Origin of the sequence: Streptomyces gilvosporeus (assembly GCF_002082195.1) — a bacterium.
In the GTDB taxonomy this organism is placed as follows: domain Bacteria; phylum Actinomycetota; class Actinomycetes; order Streptomycetales; family Streptomycetaceae; genus Streptomyces; species Streptomyces gilvosporeus.
Genome location: NZ_CP020569.1, coordinates 6,661,586 through 6,676,530, shown reverse-complemented (window position 1 = coordinate 6,676,530; position 14,945 = coordinate 6,661,586). Strand labels below are relative to the sequence as shown.

The window sequence follows — 14,945 nt, the reverse complement described above, 5'->3', positions numbered from 1 at the left end:
CCGGTGGAATTGCCCGGCCAATTACATGACCCGGAAACACGGCACACCGGGCCGCGCGCACCGCGCTCTTTTCCCCGTCCCCGTGTATCGCACTCCCCGTGTATCGCGCTCTTTCCCCGCCCCTTTGTATACAGCCCGCATGTTAATTGCGGGCGCGCGCCGTGTTGACGGGCCGTTTCGCATCCCTCACGGCGGGCGGGGCGGGGCGGCGCAACCGGTGCACCGGGAGGGAGCGTTCGATATGAGCCGCCATCAGGGCGCGGGCGCGTTCCGCGTCGCCCCGGGCCACCGCGTCCAGCACGGCGCCGTGTTCGTCCCAGGACTCGCCCGCGCGGGGCGCCCCTTCCACGGTGTACATCCACTCGACCTTGCGCCGCAGCTGGGTGAGCAGCGCCGTCAGGCTGGGGCTGCCGGCCGCCTGGGCGAGCGTTTCGTGGAACCAGCCGTCCAGTTGGCGCAGGTCCGCGGCGTGACCGTGGCGCGCCCGCTCGCGGCCGAGCCGTACCAGACCGCGCAGCACCTTCAGATGCGCGGGACTGCGGCGGACGGCGGCGCGGGCGGCGCCCAGGGGCTCCAACACGGCGCGGATGTCCAGGAGATCGGCGGCCTCCTGCTCGGTGGGCTCGGCGACGCAGGCGCCCGCGTGCCGGCGCGTGGTGACGAAGCCCTCCGACTGGAGGGTGCGCAGCGCCTCGCGGACCGGGACCCGGGAGACGCCGTAGCGGGCCGCGAGAATTTCCTCGACCAGCCGGCTCCCCGGCGCGAGCGCACCGGAGACGATGTCGTCGCGAATCGCCGTGCACACCGCATGCGCGGAAAGATGGCCTCGCATCGTCCGTGCCTCCGCCGTAATCCCCGGGAAAACGCCGCCGATCGGCGGGTTTTGAATGACTCTATTCGACGGGGACCACTTTTCCGACGGACTCCCGGAATTCATGGATATTTTTTGGCCAGGGGCGGGAACGGCGGGTGCGCTCTCCCCGCCGTCCGCCGCCCGTCCCGTGCCCCCTGCCGTTCGCCGGGTACGCCGAAGCCCCGGCCGGCGGCCGGGGCTTCACCGGGGCGCTGCGGCCTCAGACGTCGACGCCGTGCGCGCGCAGGTAGGCGATGGGGTCGATGTCCGAGCCGTAGTCCGGGCCGGTGCGGGCCTCGAAGTGCAGATGCGGGCCGGTGGCGTTGCCGGTGGCACCGGAGAGCCCTATCTGCTGCCCCGGGGTGACGCTCTGGCCGACCGAGACCCCGATGGAGGACAGGTGGCCGTACTGGGTGTACGTACCGTCGTGCATCTTGATCACGATGTTGTTGCCGTACGCGCCGCCCCAGCCGGCCTCGACGACCGTGCCCGCGCCGACGGCGTGGACGGAGGTGCCGGTGGCGGCGTGGAAGTCTATGCCGGTGTGGCTGCCGGAGGACCACAGGCTGCTGGACGCCTTGTAGCCGGTGGAGACGTAGGAGTCGGCGACGGGCGCGACGAAGGCGTTGAGGCGCTTGCGCTCCGCCTCGCGGGCCGCGCGCTGCTTGGCCTCCCGCTCCGCCTTGGCCTTCTTCTCGGCGGCTTCGGCGCGCCGCGCGGCCTCGGCGGCCGCGCGCTGGGCCACGGCCTCCGCCTTCGCCTGCGCGGCGGCGGCCTCCTGCGCATCGGCCTGCGCCGCGACGCGTCCGGCGAGCTCGTCGCCCATCACGACGGCCTGCTGGAGGCCGGTGCTCTCGGCCGGCGCCGCCGCCGGGGCGGCGAGCGCGGGCGCGGCCATGGAGGCGACGATGCCGGTGGCCGCGAGGGAGGCCGTACCGGCTATCTTGCGGGTCCGGCGAGCCGTGCGGCTCGCACCACGATGTTTCCCGGTGGCACGGGTGAACGCCATCTGCTGGCTTGTCCTTTCCTTCCTTCTCGCCTACCGGGTTAGCTGACGGGTTCGGAGCAGGAAGGTCTCCTACGGGCCCCTCGTGGGAGGCGCCCGATTCACCCCAGGGACGTGTGGGTCCCCGGCTCCCCTGGCTCGCGCCGTACGGGGACTCGGCGATGACTGTTCGGTGCCACTGTTGTGGCGGTCTTGTGACGAACAGCCGGACCGACGCTAATCGGGGCAACTTTCCCTCGGCAAACAGAACCGGCAGTTTGTGCGCCACGCCACAAGAATTGAGGGGCAATCGGCCACGCCTTTCGGACATGCCACGGCTCCCGTGGCGGACATGCACCACGGGAGCCGGTGTGCGGCCGGTCGCCGTGTCGACGACCGGCGCTGACAGCTCGTCAGGCCCGGCGGGTCTCAGCCGCTGACGACCGTCACCTTGCCGATGCCGAGCTCCTTCACGGGCTCGGCGATCTGCGCCGCGTCACCCACCAGGACCGTCACCAGCCGGTCCACCGGGAAGGCGCTGACGACGGCCGCGGTCGCCTCGACCGTGCCGGTCTGGGCGAGCCGGGCGTACAACTGCGCCTGGAAGTCGTCCGGGAGGTCCTGCTCGACCTGGTCGGCGAGGGTGCCCGCGACGGCCGCCGCGGTCTCGTACTTCAGCGGTGCGACCCCGACGAGGTTCTGCACGGCGACATCCCGCTCGGCGTCGGTGAGACCCTCCGCCGCCAGGGTGCGCAGCACCTTCCACAGGTCCTCGAGCGCCGGCCCGGTGGAGGCGGTGTCCACCGAGCCGCTGATGGCGAGCATCGCGGCGCCGCTGCCGTCGGCGGACGAGCGCAGCACCTGGCCGAAGGCCCGCACCCCGTAGGTGTAGCCCTTCTCCTCGCGCAGCACCCGGTCCAGCCGGGAGGTCAGGGTGCCGCCCAGGCAGTACGTGCCGAGGACCTGTGCGGGCCAGACCCGGTCGTGGCGGTCGGCGCCGATACGGCCGATGAGCAGCTGCGTCTGGACGGCACCGGGGCGGTCCACGATCACCACGCGGCCGCTGTCGTCGGCGGTGATCGACGAGAGCTTCAGCGGCTCGGCGCTGGAGCCGCTCCAGGCGCCCAGGGTGTCGGCGAGCGCCGCGTCCAGATCGATGCCGGTGAAGTCGCCGACGACCACGGCGGTGGCCGTGGCGGGCCGTACGTGGGCGTCGTAGAAGGCGCGGACGGCCGCGGCGTCGATGCCCGCGACGGTCTCCTCGGTGCCCTGACGGGGCCGCGACATCCTGGAGGTGGCCGGAAAGAGCTCCTTGGACAGGGCCATCGCGGCCCGGCGCGCCGGGTTGGCGAGCTCGTGCGGGATCTCGTCCAGGCGGTTGCGGACCAGGCGCTCGATCTCGCTGTCCGGGAAGGCGGGGGCGCGCAGCGCGTCGGCGAGCAGGCCGAGCGCGCGGGACAGCCGGGAGGCCGGCACCTCCAGGGAGACCCGTACGCCGGGGTGGTCGGCGTGCGCGTCCAGGGTGGCGCCGCAGCGCTCCAGCTCGGCGGCGAACTCCTCGGCGTCGTGTTTGTCGGTGCCCTCGGACAGGGCGCGCGCCATGATCGTGGAGATACCGTCCAGGCCCTCGGGCTCGGCCTCCAGAGGGGCGAGGAGGTTGATCTCGACGGCGACGACCTGCTGGCCGGGGCGGTGGCTGGTCAGCAGCGTCAGCCCGTTGGGCAGCTGCGAACGCTCGGGGGCCGGGAAGGCCCAGGGCCGGGGCGCGCCGCCCTTGGGCTGGGGGTGGAATTCCATGGCGGTCATGGCGGAATCTGCGCGGGTGGGGGCGTCGCTCACCGGTCCGCCTCCTCCTTCTCGGTGTCGGCGGCCGCGTCGGCCGGGGCGGTCGGCTCGGTGGGTTCGTACACCAGCACCGCGCGGTTGTCGGGGCGCAGCCGGGCCTTGGCGACCGTCTGCACCTCTTCGGGCGTGATGTCCAGGACGCGCCGGACGGCGGTCAGCGCAAGCTGCGGGTCGCCGAACAGGACGGCGAAGCGGCACAGTTCGTCGGCGCGGCCGCTGACCGTGGCCAGGCGGTCGAGCCATTCGCGCTCCAACTGGGCCTGCGCGCGCTCCATCTCCTCCGGGGTCGGCCCCTCTTCGGCGAAGCGGGCCAGCTCCTCGTCGACGGCGCGCTCGATTTCGGGGACCTCCACGCCGCCGGACGTCTTCACGTCCAGCCAGCCCAGGGACGGCGCCCCGGACAGCCGCAGCAGGCCGAAGCCGGCGGCGACGGCGGTGCGGTCGCGGCGCACCAGGCGGTTGTAGAGCCGGGAGGACTCGCCGCCGCCCAGGACGGTCAGCGCGAGGTCGGCGGCGTCCGCCTCCCGGGTGCCGTCGTGCGGCAGCCGGTAGGCCGCCATCAGGGCGCGGGAGGGCACCTCCTCCTCGACGACCTCGCGCAGCTCCGCGCCGATGACGTCGGGCAGCGAGCCGTCACGCGGCGGCTGCTTGCCGTCGTGCGAGGGGATCGAGCCGAAGTACTTCTCGATCCAGGCCAGCGTCTGCTCGGGGTCGATGTCCCCGACGACCGACAGGACGGCGTTGTTGGGCGCGTAGTACGTCCGGAAGAACGCCCGCGCGTCCTCCAGGGAGGCCGCGTCCAGATCGGCCATCGACCCGATGGGGGTGTGGTGGTACGGGTGGCCCTCCGGGTACGCCATGGCCGTGAGCTTCTCGAAGGCCGTGCCGTAGGGGACGTTGTCGTAGCGCTGGCGGCGCTCGTTCTTGACGACGTCGCGCTGGTTCTCCAGGGACTCGTCGTCCAGGGCGGTCAGCAGCGAGCCCATCCGGTCCGCCTCCAGCCAGAGCGCGAGCTCCAGCTCATGGGCGGGCATGGTCTCGAAGTAGTTGGTGCGCTCGAAGCTCGTGGTGCCGTTCAGCGAGCCGCCGGCGCCCTGGACGAGCTCGAAGTGGCCGTTGCCCTTCACCTGCGCGGACCCCTGGAACATCAGGTGCTCGAAGAGGTGAGCCAGGCCCGTACGGCCCTTGACCTCGTGGCGGGAGCCGACGTCGTACCACAGGCACACCGCCGCGACCGGCGTCAGGTGGTCTTCGGAGAGCACCACGCGCAGGCCGTTGGCCAGCCGGTGCTCGGTCGCTGTCAGGCCGCCGGAGCCGGCTTGTTCTGTGGCCGTGTGACCCATGGGCATGTACGTCCCTTCGATCCGCTTGCGAGGAAGTCCTGTCACTGTATGCAACCGCGCCGACATCTGGCGAAGTTCCCCGTCGAGCGGACCCGTACGGAGGGCGCGCGCAGGGCGTGCGCGGTGGCCTTGACGCCGGGAAAGGGGAGTCGCGGTCGGCGTTGTCAGTGGGGCGGTCCACAATGGTCCGCGTCAGACTCAGGCAGACTCGGACGACTCACGGGTCCTGACCGACCGACCGTGTAGTTCCCACATCGGTAGTAGACGCAGCAGAAGGAGCCGCAGCCGCGATGGCCCGCCGCAGCACGAAGACCCCGCCGCCGGACGACTTCGAGGAGAGGATCCTCGACATCGACGTCGTCGACGAGATGCAGGGTTCCTTCCTTGAGTACGCGTATTCGGTCATCTACTCCCGCGCCCTGCCGGACGCCCGCGACGGCCTCAAGCCCGTGCACCGCCGCATCCTCTACCAGATGAACGAGATGGGCCTGCGGCCCGACCGGTCGTACGTCAAGTGCGCCCGGGTCGTCGGCGAGGTCATGGGTAAGCTCCACCCGCACGGCGACGCGTCCATCTACGACGCCCTGGTCCGGATGGCGCAGCCGTTCTCGATGCGGCTGCCCCTGGTGGACGGCCACGGCAACTTCGGCTCGCTGGGCAACGACGACCCGCCCGCCGCGATGCGTTACACCGAATGCCGGATGGCGTCGGCGACGTCCCTGATGACGGAGTCCATCGACGAGGACACCGTCGACTTCACGCCGAACTACGACGGCCAGGAACACGAGCCGGTGGCCCTCCCCGCCGCCTACCCCAACCTCCTGGTCAACGGCGCCTCCGGCATCGCGGTCGGGATGGCGACCAACATGCCGCCGCACAACCTCGGCGAGGTCATCGCCGCCGCCCGCCATCTGATCAAGCACCCGAACGCCGATCTCGACACCCTGATGCGCTTCGTCCCGGGCCCGGACCTGCCGACTGGCGGCCGGATCGTGGGCCTGGGCGGCGTTCGGGACGCGTACGAGAAGGGCCGCGGCACCTTCAAGATCCGCGCCACGGTCACGGTGGAGAACGTCACCGCCCGTCGCAAGGGCCTGGTCGTCACCGAACTCCCCTTCACCGTCGGCCCCGAGAAGGTCATCTCCAAGATCAAGGACCTGGTCGGCTCGAAGAAGCTCCAGGGCATCGCGGACGTCAAGGACCTCACCGACCGCGAGCACGGCCTGCGGCTGGTCATCGAGGTCAAGAACGGCTTCAACCCCGAGGCCGTCCTGGAGCAGCTCTACAAGCTCACGCCGATGGAGGAGTCCTTCGGCATCAACAACGTCGCCCTGGTGGACGGCCAGCCGCTGACACTGGGCCTCAAGGAGCTGCTGGAGGTCTATGTCGACCACCGCTTCGAGGTGGTGCGCCGGCGCAGCGAGTTCCGGCGCGGCAAGCGGCGCGACCGGCTCCACCTGGTCGAGGGCCTGCTCACCGCCCTGGTGGACATCGACGAGGTCATCCGCCTGATCCGCTCCAGCGACAACAGCGCCCAGGCCAAGGAGCGGCTGATCGAGCGCTTCTCGCTGAGCGACATCCAGACGCAGTACATCCTCGACACCCCGCTGCGCCGGCTGACCAAATTCGACCGTATCGAGCTGGAGTCGGAGCGCGACCGGCTCCAGGAGGAGATCGAGCAGCTGACGCGGATCCTGGAGTCGGACGCGGAGCTGCGCAAGCTGGTGTCCGGCGAGCTGGCCGCGGTCGCCAAGAAGTACGGCACGGAGCGGCGGACGGTCCTGCTGGAGTCGGCCGGCACGACGGTCGGCGCGGTGCCGCTGGAGGTCGCCGACGACCCGTGCCGGGTGCTGCTGTCCTCAACGGGGCTGCTGGCGCGTACGGTCACCGGGGAGGTGCCCTTCGACGCGGAGGCCAAGCGGGTCAAGCACGATGTGATCGTCTCCGCGGTGCCCGCCACCACCCGCGGCGAGGTGGGCGCGGTGACCTCCACCGGGCGGCTGCTGCGGCTGGCGGTGATCGATCTGCCGCAGCTCCCGGAGACGGCCACGGCGCCCAGTCTCTCCGGTGGCGCGCAGATCTCGGAGTTCCTCGCCCTGGGGGACGACGAGGAGCTGATCTGCCTGACCACGCTGGACGAGTCCTCGCCGGGCCTGGCGCTCGGCACCGAACAGGGCGTGGTCAAGCGGGTGGTGCCCGACTATCCGGCCAACAAGGAGGAGTTGGAGGTCATCACCCTCAAGGACGGCGACCGCATCGTGGGCGCGGCGGAGCTGCGCACCGGTGAGGAGGACCTGGTCTTCATCACCAGCGAGGCGCAGCTGCTGCGCTATCCGGCGTCGCAGGTACGGCCGCAGGGCCGGCCGGCGGGCGGTATGGCGGGCGTCAAGCTGGGCGCGGACGCGAAGGTGATCGCCTTCTCGGCGGTCGATCCGGCCGTGGACGCCATGGTGTTCACGGTCGCCGGCTCGCACGGCACCCTGGACGACTCGGTGGCCACCGCCAAGCTCACCCCGTTCGACCAGTACCCGCGCAAGGGCCGCGCGACCGGCGGTGTGCGCTGCCAGCGGTTCCTGAAGGGCGAGGACTGCCTGACCCTGGCCTGGGCCGGCCCCGCTCCGGTCCGCGCGGCCGACGCCAAGGGCGCCCCGGTGCCGCTGCCGGACGTGGACCCGCGCCGCGACGGTTCGGGCGTCCCCCTGGCCAAGCAGGTGGCGACGCTGGCGGGGCCCGTGTAGGCACGTTCGCCGGCGGGTGACCGGCCGGTCCTTCGGGGCCGGCCGGCGCCCGCCGTCACTCCTCGCGGCCGGCCACGTAGCGCAGCACACCCCACATGCTGTGCTCGGAGGTCTCCTCCGGCGCGGCCTCGCGGCACGCCGCCAGCTCCTTGCGCAGCGCCTCCGCATCGACCCCGCTGCCGATCAGCACGAGCTGAGTGCTGCGCTCCTCGTCACGTCCCCAGGGCGAGGGGTAGAAGCGCAGGAAGTCCCCGACGGCGTGCACGGCGAACTTCTGCCGGCTGCCCGGGACATCGAAGTGGACAAAGCCCTTGATCCGGTAGAGGCCGGTGGGCCGGCTGTCGAGGAACTCCATGAGCCGCCGCGGGTTCATCGGCTCCCCCGAGGTGAACTCCACGCTCTGGTAAGCGGCATGAAGATGAGGGCACGGCTCACCCGGGGCGTGGTCGTGACCGTGATGCCCGTCGTGCAGGTGGCCCGGATCCCCGTCCGGCTCCCCTGCGGCGCCCTCCCGGAGCAGATCCTCGAACGACAGCTGCCTGATGCCCGCTGCGCGGTCCTCGCCCGCGCCACGGTCGAAGAACAGCTCCGGGTCGATCCGCCCGTAGGCCGTACAGACCACCGGCCGGCCCGGTGCGAGGTCCGCGAGCGTGTCCAGGAGCTGCCGGCGCGCCCCGTCGGCAATCCGGTCGGCCTTGTTGAGCACCACGAGATCGGCGATGCCCACATGCCGGTCGAGTTCGGGATGACGGGTGCGGGTGACGGTGAACTCGGCCGCGTCGATCACCTCGATCAGCCCGCCGTACACGATCCGGTCGTTCTCGCTGGCGAGGATCATCCGGATGAGTTCCTCGGGCTCGGCCAGGCCGCTGGCCTCGATGACGATCACGTCGATACGGGCGGCGGGCCGGGCCAGACGCTCCAGATAGGTGTCGAGTTCGCTGGTGTCGACCGCGCAGCACAGGCATCCGTTGCCCAGCGAGACCATCGAGTCCACCTGCCCGGCGATCGTCATCGCGTCGATCTCGATGCTGCCGAAGTCATTGACGACGGCGCCGATACGGGTACCGGCGCCGGCACCGAGCAGGTGGTTGAGCAGGGTCGTCTTGCCCGACCCGAGAAAGCCCGCCAGCACGACGACCGGAATCTGTTGCGTGGCCAAGGGGGCGCCTCCATGGAGCGGGTGGCGGGCCGCACGATCCGGCGGCGGACGAGCTGTCGATCGTAACGGACCTCCATGGGCGCTCCCCCGCCACCGGTGGGGGCGTACCACGCGCCCACGGCATGCGTCAGGCCGCGGCGTCGGGCAGCGGCTGCGGCGGGGGCGGGCCGACGTACCGGGCCGCCGGACGGATGATCTTCGAGTCCTCGGCCTGCTCCAGGATGTTGGCGCTCCAGCCGACCACGCGCGCGGCACAGAACGTCGGCGTGAACATCTCGCGCGGCAGCCCGCACAGCTCCATGACGACCCCGGCGTAGAACTCCACATTGGTGTGCAGTTCCCGCCCCGGCTTGAGCTCGGCCAGCAGCTTCTCGACCGCGGCCTCCACCTGGACGGCGAATTCCACCCGCGGTCCGCCGAACTGCCCGGCAATACCGCGCAGCATCCGGGAACGCGGATCCTCGGTGCGGTAGACCGCATGCCCGAACCCCATGATCCGCTCGCCCCGCAGCACCCGGTCGCGCACCCAGGCGTCGATGCGGTCCGGCGTACCGATGGCATCGAGCGTGTCGAGCGCACGGCTGGGCGCACCCCCGTGCAACGGCCCGGACAGCGCACCGATCGCCCCGACCAGACAGGCCGCGAGGTCGGCACCGGTGGACGCGATGACCCGGGCGGCGAACGTCGAGGCGTTGAAGCCGTGGTCGATGGTGGAGATCAGATACGACTCGATCGCCCGGACCTGCTCGGGCTCCGGCTCCTGGCCGGTGAGCATGTACAGGTAGTTGGCGGCGTACGTGAGGTCCTCGCGCGGCTCGACCGGCTGCCGGCCCCGACCGATCCGGTGCAGCGCGGTGAGCAGGGTCGGTACGGCCGCGCAGGCGGCGAGTGCGTCCGCGCGGCGGCGATCGGTGTCGATGTCGTACAGCGGCCGGAAGTCCGCCGTCGCGCCCAGCAGCGACAGCGCGGTACGCAGTCCGGCGAGCGGACCGGAGTGGGCACCGGCCCGGGCGATGGCTGGCAGGGCCTCCCGTACGGCGGCGGGCAGCCCGCGCAGCGCGGCGGTTTCGGCCGTGAACGCCGCCAGCTGCGCGGCATCGGGCAGCCGGCCGTGGAACATCAGGTACCAGACGTCCTCGAAGGTCCGGGCCGTGGCCAGCTCCACGGCGGAGTACTGGCGGTAGTGGTAAAAGCCCTCGCGACCTCGGACGTCCCCCAGCTCCGTCTCGGTGACGACGACGCCGGCGAGCCCTCGGGGCGCGTCCATGGGGGCGTTGATCTCGGTGGTCGGCATGACAGGTTCTCCTCGCTCTTCCTCCCAAACATTGATCCGACTGTCCATGCATGACTCAATGCGTGTCAATATTGATTGAATCAATGTCAGTCGAGCCGGATACGGTGACCTCATGGCGGATCACGACAGGGCTCATGGCACGTCCGAGCAGCGCCTGAGCACCCGGGAGGCGGCCGACCGGCTCGGCGTGAAGCCCGAGACGGTGTACGCATATGTGAGTCGCGGCCAGCTGACCAGCCGCCGCATACCGGGCGGCCGCGGCAGCACCTTCGACGCGAAGGAGGTCGACGCCCTGGCGCGCCGCAGCGGCCGCCGGGAGCCGTCGGGCGCCGGCGGCGAATGGGCGATGGGGACGGGCATCACGCTGATCGAAGGCGACCGCTGCTACTTCCGCGGCGTCGAGGCCACGGAGCTCGCCGCCGCCTACCGCTACGAGGAGGTCGCCGAGTGGCTGTGGACCGGCGACCTGCGTCGCGGCACGCACTTCACGGCGCCGCAGGACGCGCTCTCGGCGGCCCGCCGCGCCGCCGCGTCGCTGCCGGAGCACAGCGGCCCCATGGACCGGCTACGCGTCGCCGTGATCGCCGCCGCGGCCGCCGACCCGCTCCGCTTCGACCTGTCCGAGGACGCGGTTCTCGACACCGCTCGCAGCCTCATCCCCACCCTCGTCGAGGCCCTGCCGCCGCACGGCCCCGAACCGTCCGGCGCGCAGACGCTCGCCGAACGGCTGTGGCCGCGGCTGACGGCGGCGCCCGGCGACGCGGCCTCGCTCCGCGTGCTGGACGCCGCCCTGGTGCTGCTCATCGACCACGACCTCGCGGCCTCGACGCTTGCGGTGCGCACCGCCGCCTCGGCGCACGCCCACCCGTACGCCGTCGTCTCGGCCGGCTTCGGGGCGATGGACGGCCCGCTGCACGGCGCCGCGAGCGGGCTCGCCCACCGCATGCTGCTGGAGGTACTGGAGCGCGGCAGCGCGGCCGCTGTGGTGGCCGACCACCTGCGGGCGGGGCGCCGTATGCCGGGCCTCGGCCACCCCCTCTACTCGGGCGAAGACCCGCGGGCCCGTGCGCTCTTCGCGCTCCTGGAGGACGTACCGCAGGCGCGGTCGGCATTGCAGGCCGCACGCGGGGTGGTCGGCACCGCCGCCCGGCACACCGCACTGCACGCCAACGTCGACCTGGCGCTGGCGGTGCTGACCGTGTCGGCGGGGATGCCCGCCGAGGCGGGCGAAACCGTCTTCGCCGTCGCCCGGACCGCCGGCTGGATCGCGCACGCACTGGAGGAGTACGCGGAACGCCCGCTGCGCATGCGTCTGCGCGGGCAGTACAACGGCCCGCGCCCGCCACAGCCGCTGCCGTGACCGAGGGCACCCTCGGTCCGACAGGCCCTCCGCAGTAACTCAGGTTAGGCTTACCTTCGTGAGCACTTGCGCTACCGCCTCCCGCGAATCGGCCGAGCCTGTCGCCGGGACCGCAGCCACCGCCCGCACCTGGCTGCTCATCGAGCAACCGGGCCCTTGGGGTGCCGATGCGCTGACGCACAGCCACCTCGATCCGCAGATCGGCCGCGCCGTGGAAGCCGCGGCAGACGGTACGGGCGTACGCGTCGCTCTCATCCGGCGCCCCGGACGGCACGCCGACTGCCACGACCTCTCCCGGCGCCGGCTGTTCGTCGCGCACACCGCCCCGGGCCGCTCCTGGATCCGCACCACCACCGTCACCGACCCGCGGGACGTCCTCCGGCTGGACTTCGCCGCGCTGGGGGCCGGGAACCACGGCGGCGTCTGGGACCCGTACACCGGTGAGCCCCTGGTCCTCGTCTGCACCAACGGCAAGCGGGACCGCTGCTGTGCGCTCCTCGGCCGACCGCTGGCCGCCGAGCTCGCCGCCGGCGGAGCCGAAGCCTGGGAGGTGACGCACATCGGCGGCCACCGCTTCTCCCCCACGCTCTTCGTCCTCCCGTACGGCTACGCCTACGGGCGGGCGTCGGCTCCTCTCGTCAAGGACGCCGTGGAGGCGGCGCGCGACGGCCGGATCAGGCTCGACCACTGCCGTGGCCGCTCGGCCTGGGACCGGCCGGCGCAGGCCGCCGACCTCGCGGTCCGCGAGCTGATCGGGGAGGAGCGGGCGGACGCACTCGACGTCGTGCGGACCGACGCGGTACGGCCCGAACCGGGGCGCGGCGACCGGGCGCCCGTCGGCGGACCGGCCGCGGGAGACGCGCCCGCCTGGTCCGTTTCGGTCGTGCACACCGACGGCCGTGCCTGGCGCGTCGCGGTGGAGCAGCGGGCCGACGGTGCGCCGGCGCCCGCCAGTTGTGGTGCACCGCTCGGTCCACCGGCGCGTATGACCGTCACCTCCGTCTCGGCCGTCGCCGACACCCACTCACCGACTTGGGCCTCCTCCCTCGTCGTTCCGGTCGCGTGACGCGGGCGGCCGCTCCCGCCTCGCCTAGGGTCTGTCCGATGGGTCCTGGCCGGGCCCGCGGCGCCTGGCACGGCACTCCCCCAGCTAACGCTGGGGGTACCCCCACGCGGCGTTGCCGAATCGCCCCAGTAGCTCCGCTATCGAGACGCTCCGGCGCCTTGCGATGCAGCTCGGCTTCCGAGGAATCCATGAAGAGCCGAGACGGAGCGAAGCGGAGTGCACCAGACGCCGCGGCCTTTCCCGACCCTGACCCATCGGACAGGCCCTAGACGGCGCCCGCTCCCGTAAGGGACCTGACCTCCGTCTCCGCGTGGCGGGCCCGGTCGGCGGCCTCCGGGGAGAGCACGGTGCCCAGCCATCCCATGAGGAAGCCCAGGGGAATGGACACCACGCCGGGATTGTCCAGGGGGAAGTAGGCGAAGTCCCGTCCGGGGAAGAGCGACTCCGGAGTGCCCGAGACCACCGGGGAGAGGGCGACCAGGGTGATCGCCGGGAGCAGTCCGCCGTAGACGGACCAGACCGCGCCGCGGGTGGTGAAGCGGCGCCAGAAGAGGGCGTAGAGCAGGGCCGGCAGGTTGGCCGATGCGGCGACGGCGAATGCCAGGCCCACGAGGAAGGCGACGTTGAGGTCACGGGCGAGCAGTGCGAGACCGATGGCGACGGCGCCGACGCCCACCGCCGCGATGCGCGCCACGGTCACCTCGCCGTCCTGCGCGCTCCGACCCGCGCCGCGGGGGCGGCGTAGCGAGGCGTACAGGTCGTGGGCGACGGATGCGGACGAGGCGAGGGTGATGCCGGCGACCACGGCCAGGATCGTGGCGAAGGCAACCGCGGCCACGACGGCGAAGAGAACCGTTCCTCCGGTGGAACCGGCGCCGCCGCCCAGGTGGAGGGCGAGAAGCGGTACGGCGGTGTTGCCCGCTGTGCCGGACGCGCGGACCGCGTCGCCGCCGAGCACCGCGGCCGCGCCGAAGCCCAGCAGGATGGTCATCAGGGAGAAGCCGCCGATCAGCCCGATGGACCACACGGCGGAGCGGCGGGCGGCCCGGGCCGTGGGCACGGTGGAGAAGCGGGCCAGGATGTGCGGCAGCCCGGCGGTGCCGAGGACCAGTGCGAGGCCGAGGCTGATGAAGTCGAGGCGCGATGTCCAGGTGCGGCCGTACTTGAGTCCGGGGGCGAGGAACTCGCCTCCGTGTCCGCTGTGTTGGGCGGCGGTGTTCAGCAGTGCGCCGATGTCGCCGTGAAAGCGGAGCAGCACCAGGGCGGTGAGTGCCGCCGCGCCGCCCAGGAGGAGCACGGCTTTGACGATTTGGATCCATGTCGTTGCCCGCATGCCGCCGAAGGCGACGTAGACGACCATGAGGGCGCCGACCGCGACCACCATCCCGGTGCGGGCCTGTGTGCCCGCCCCGTCGAGGAGAAGCGCCACCAGGCTGCCCGCACCGACCATCTGGGCGACCAGATAGAGCACGGAAACGGTGACCGAGGCCGCGCCCGAGGCGATGCGGACGGGGCGTTCGCGCATCCGGGCGGCGACGACGTCGGCAAGGGTGAACCGGCCGCAGTTGCGGACCAGTTCGGCGACGAGGAAGAGCACGACCAGCCAGGCGACGAGGAAGCCGACGCAGTAGAGCACGCCGTCGTAGCCGAAGAGGGCGATCAGGCCGGGGACGCCGAGGAAGGAGGCGGCGGACAGATGGTCGCCCGCGATGGCGAAACCGTTCTCCATGGGCGAGAAGAGGCGGCCGCCCGCGTAGAACTCCTCGGGGGAGCCGTGCCGGCGGCGGCCGGCCCAGGTGGTGATCGCCAGGGTGACGGCGATGAACGCGCCGAACAGGACCATCGCCAGGGTCCGGTGGTCGCCGGTCACCGGACGTTCCCTCGCGTCAGGTCCTGGGTCCGCCAGCGGATGTCGAGCGCCGCGGCGTCCCGGCGCAGCCGCGCATGGCGTGCGTAGGCCCAGGTGAGCAGGAAGGTCGAGGCGAACTGCCCGAGTCCGGCGAGCATCGCGACGTTGAGCGCACCGGCCACTCGGTGGGCCATCAGGCCGGGCGCCGCGGTGGCCGCGAGCACGTAGGCGAGGTACCAGGCCAGGAAGACGGCCGTGGTGGGGACGACGAAGCGCCGGTGGCGGCGGCGTACCTCCTGGAAGGCGGCGCTGCGCTGCACCGCCAGGTAGACCTCGTCGTGGGTCGCGGACCGCGGCGGTGGTGGCGACAGCGGCGCGGTGGTGTGCGGCCCGGCCCGTACGTCACGGGGCTCGGCGGTCGCTCGGTCGTCCTGCTTGTCCACCGGAGAC

11 protein-coding genes and 1 riboswitch are annotated in these 14,945 nt (G+C 72.2%); of the genes, 3 read left to right on the top strand and 8 right to left on the bottom strand.

The features are described from left to right. Positions 1–142: 142 nt before the first annotated feature. The 4 genes from B1H19_RS29825 to B1H19_RS29810 form a co-directional block, all read right to left on the bottom strand. Positions 143–832, bottom strand: a complete 690-nt coding sequence (locus B1H19_RS29825; RefSeq protein ID WP_203237258.1) for a GntR family transcriptional regulator — start codon at positions 830–832, stop codon at positions 143–145. Positions 833–1,073: 241 nt separating this feature from the next. Then, a complete protein-coding gene (locus tag B1H19_RS29820) occupies positions 1,074–1,862 on the bottom strand; it encodes a M23 family metallopeptidase (RefSeq protein WP_083107817.1) in 789 nt (262 codons plus the stop codon). A 13-nt stretch (positions 1,863–1,875) separates the two neighbouring features. Beyond that, a riboswitch (cyclic di-AMP (ydaO/yuaA leader) is annotated at positions 1,876–2,030 on the bottom strand. A gap of 237 nt (positions 2,031–2,267) precedes the next feature. Then, complete coding sequence (locus tag B1H19_RS29815; protein ID WP_203237384.1) at positions 2,268–3,635, bottom strand: M16 family metallopeptidase; 1,368 nt, start codon at positions 3,633–3,635, stop codon at positions 2,268–2,270. 38 nt (positions 3,636–3,673) lie between these two features. Next, positions 3,674–5,026: a M16 family metallopeptidase gene (locus tag B1H19_RS29810; RefSeq protein WP_083107816.1), complete on the bottom strand. Its 1,353-nt coding sequence runs from the start codon at positions 5,024–5,026 to the stop codon at positions 3,674–3,676. A gap of 290 nt (positions 5,027–5,316) precedes the next feature. Between B1H19_RS29810 and B1H19_RS29805 the strand changes: the two genes are divergently transcribed. Next, a complete protein-coding gene (locus B1H19_RS29805; protein ID WP_083107815.1) occupies positions 5,317–7,764 on the top strand; it encodes a DNA gyrase/topoisomerase IV subunit A in 2,448 nt (815 codons plus the stop codon). Between the two features lie 55 nt (positions 7,765–7,819). Here B1H19_RS29805 and B1H19_RS29800 read toward each other — a convergent pair whose 3' ends face one another. Continuing rightward, a complete protein-coding gene (locus B1H19_RS29800; protein ID WP_083107814.1) occupies positions 7,820–8,926 on the bottom strand; it encodes a CobW family GTP-binding protein in 1,107 nt (368 codons plus the stop codon). A 127-nt stretch (positions 8,927–9,053) separates the two neighbouring features. Then, entirely contained in the window at positions 9,054–10,220 is a 1,167-nt protein-coding gene (locus B1H19_RS29795) for a citrate synthase/methylcitrate synthase (RefSeq protein WP_083107813.1), read from the bottom strand. A gap of 112 nt (positions 10,221–10,332) precedes the next feature. On the opposite strand from B1H19_RS29795, the gene B1H19_RS29790 reads away from it, so the two are divergent. Further along, positions 10,333–11,580, top strand: coding sequence for a citrate synthase family protein (locus tag B1H19_RS29790; protein ID WP_083107812.1), 1,248 nt, complete (start codon positions 10,333–10,335; stop codon positions 11,578–11,580). 58 nt (positions 11,581–11,638) lie between these two features. Continuing rightward, the gene (locus B1H19_RS29785) at positions 11,639–12,646 is read left to right on the top strand and encodes a sucrase ferredoxin (protein WP_083107811.1); all 1,008 of its coding nucleotides are present in this window, start codon (positions 11,639–11,641) and stop codon (positions 12,644–12,646) included. A 265-nt stretch (positions 12,647–12,911) separates the two neighbouring features. Here B1H19_RS29785 and B1H19_RS29780 read toward each other — a convergent pair whose 3' ends face one another. Both B1H19_RS29780 and B1H19_RS29775 read right to left on the bottom strand, forming a co-directional pair. After that, positions 12,912–14,516 (bottom strand): solute symporter family protein, encoded by a 1,605-nt coding sequence (locus B1H19_RS29780; protein WP_083107810.1) that lies wholly within the window; start codon positions 14,514–14,516, stop codon positions 12,912–12,914. Continuing rightward, positions 14,513–14,938 (bottom strand): DUF485 domain-containing protein, encoded by a 426-nt coding sequence (locus tag B1H19_RS29775; protein ID WP_083107809.1) that lies wholly within the window; start codon positions 14,936–14,938, stop codon positions 14,513–14,515. Before B1H19_RS29775 ends, B1H19_RS29780 begins: the two co-directional genes overlap by 4 nt. Positions 14,939–14,945 lie beyond the last annotated feature (7 nt).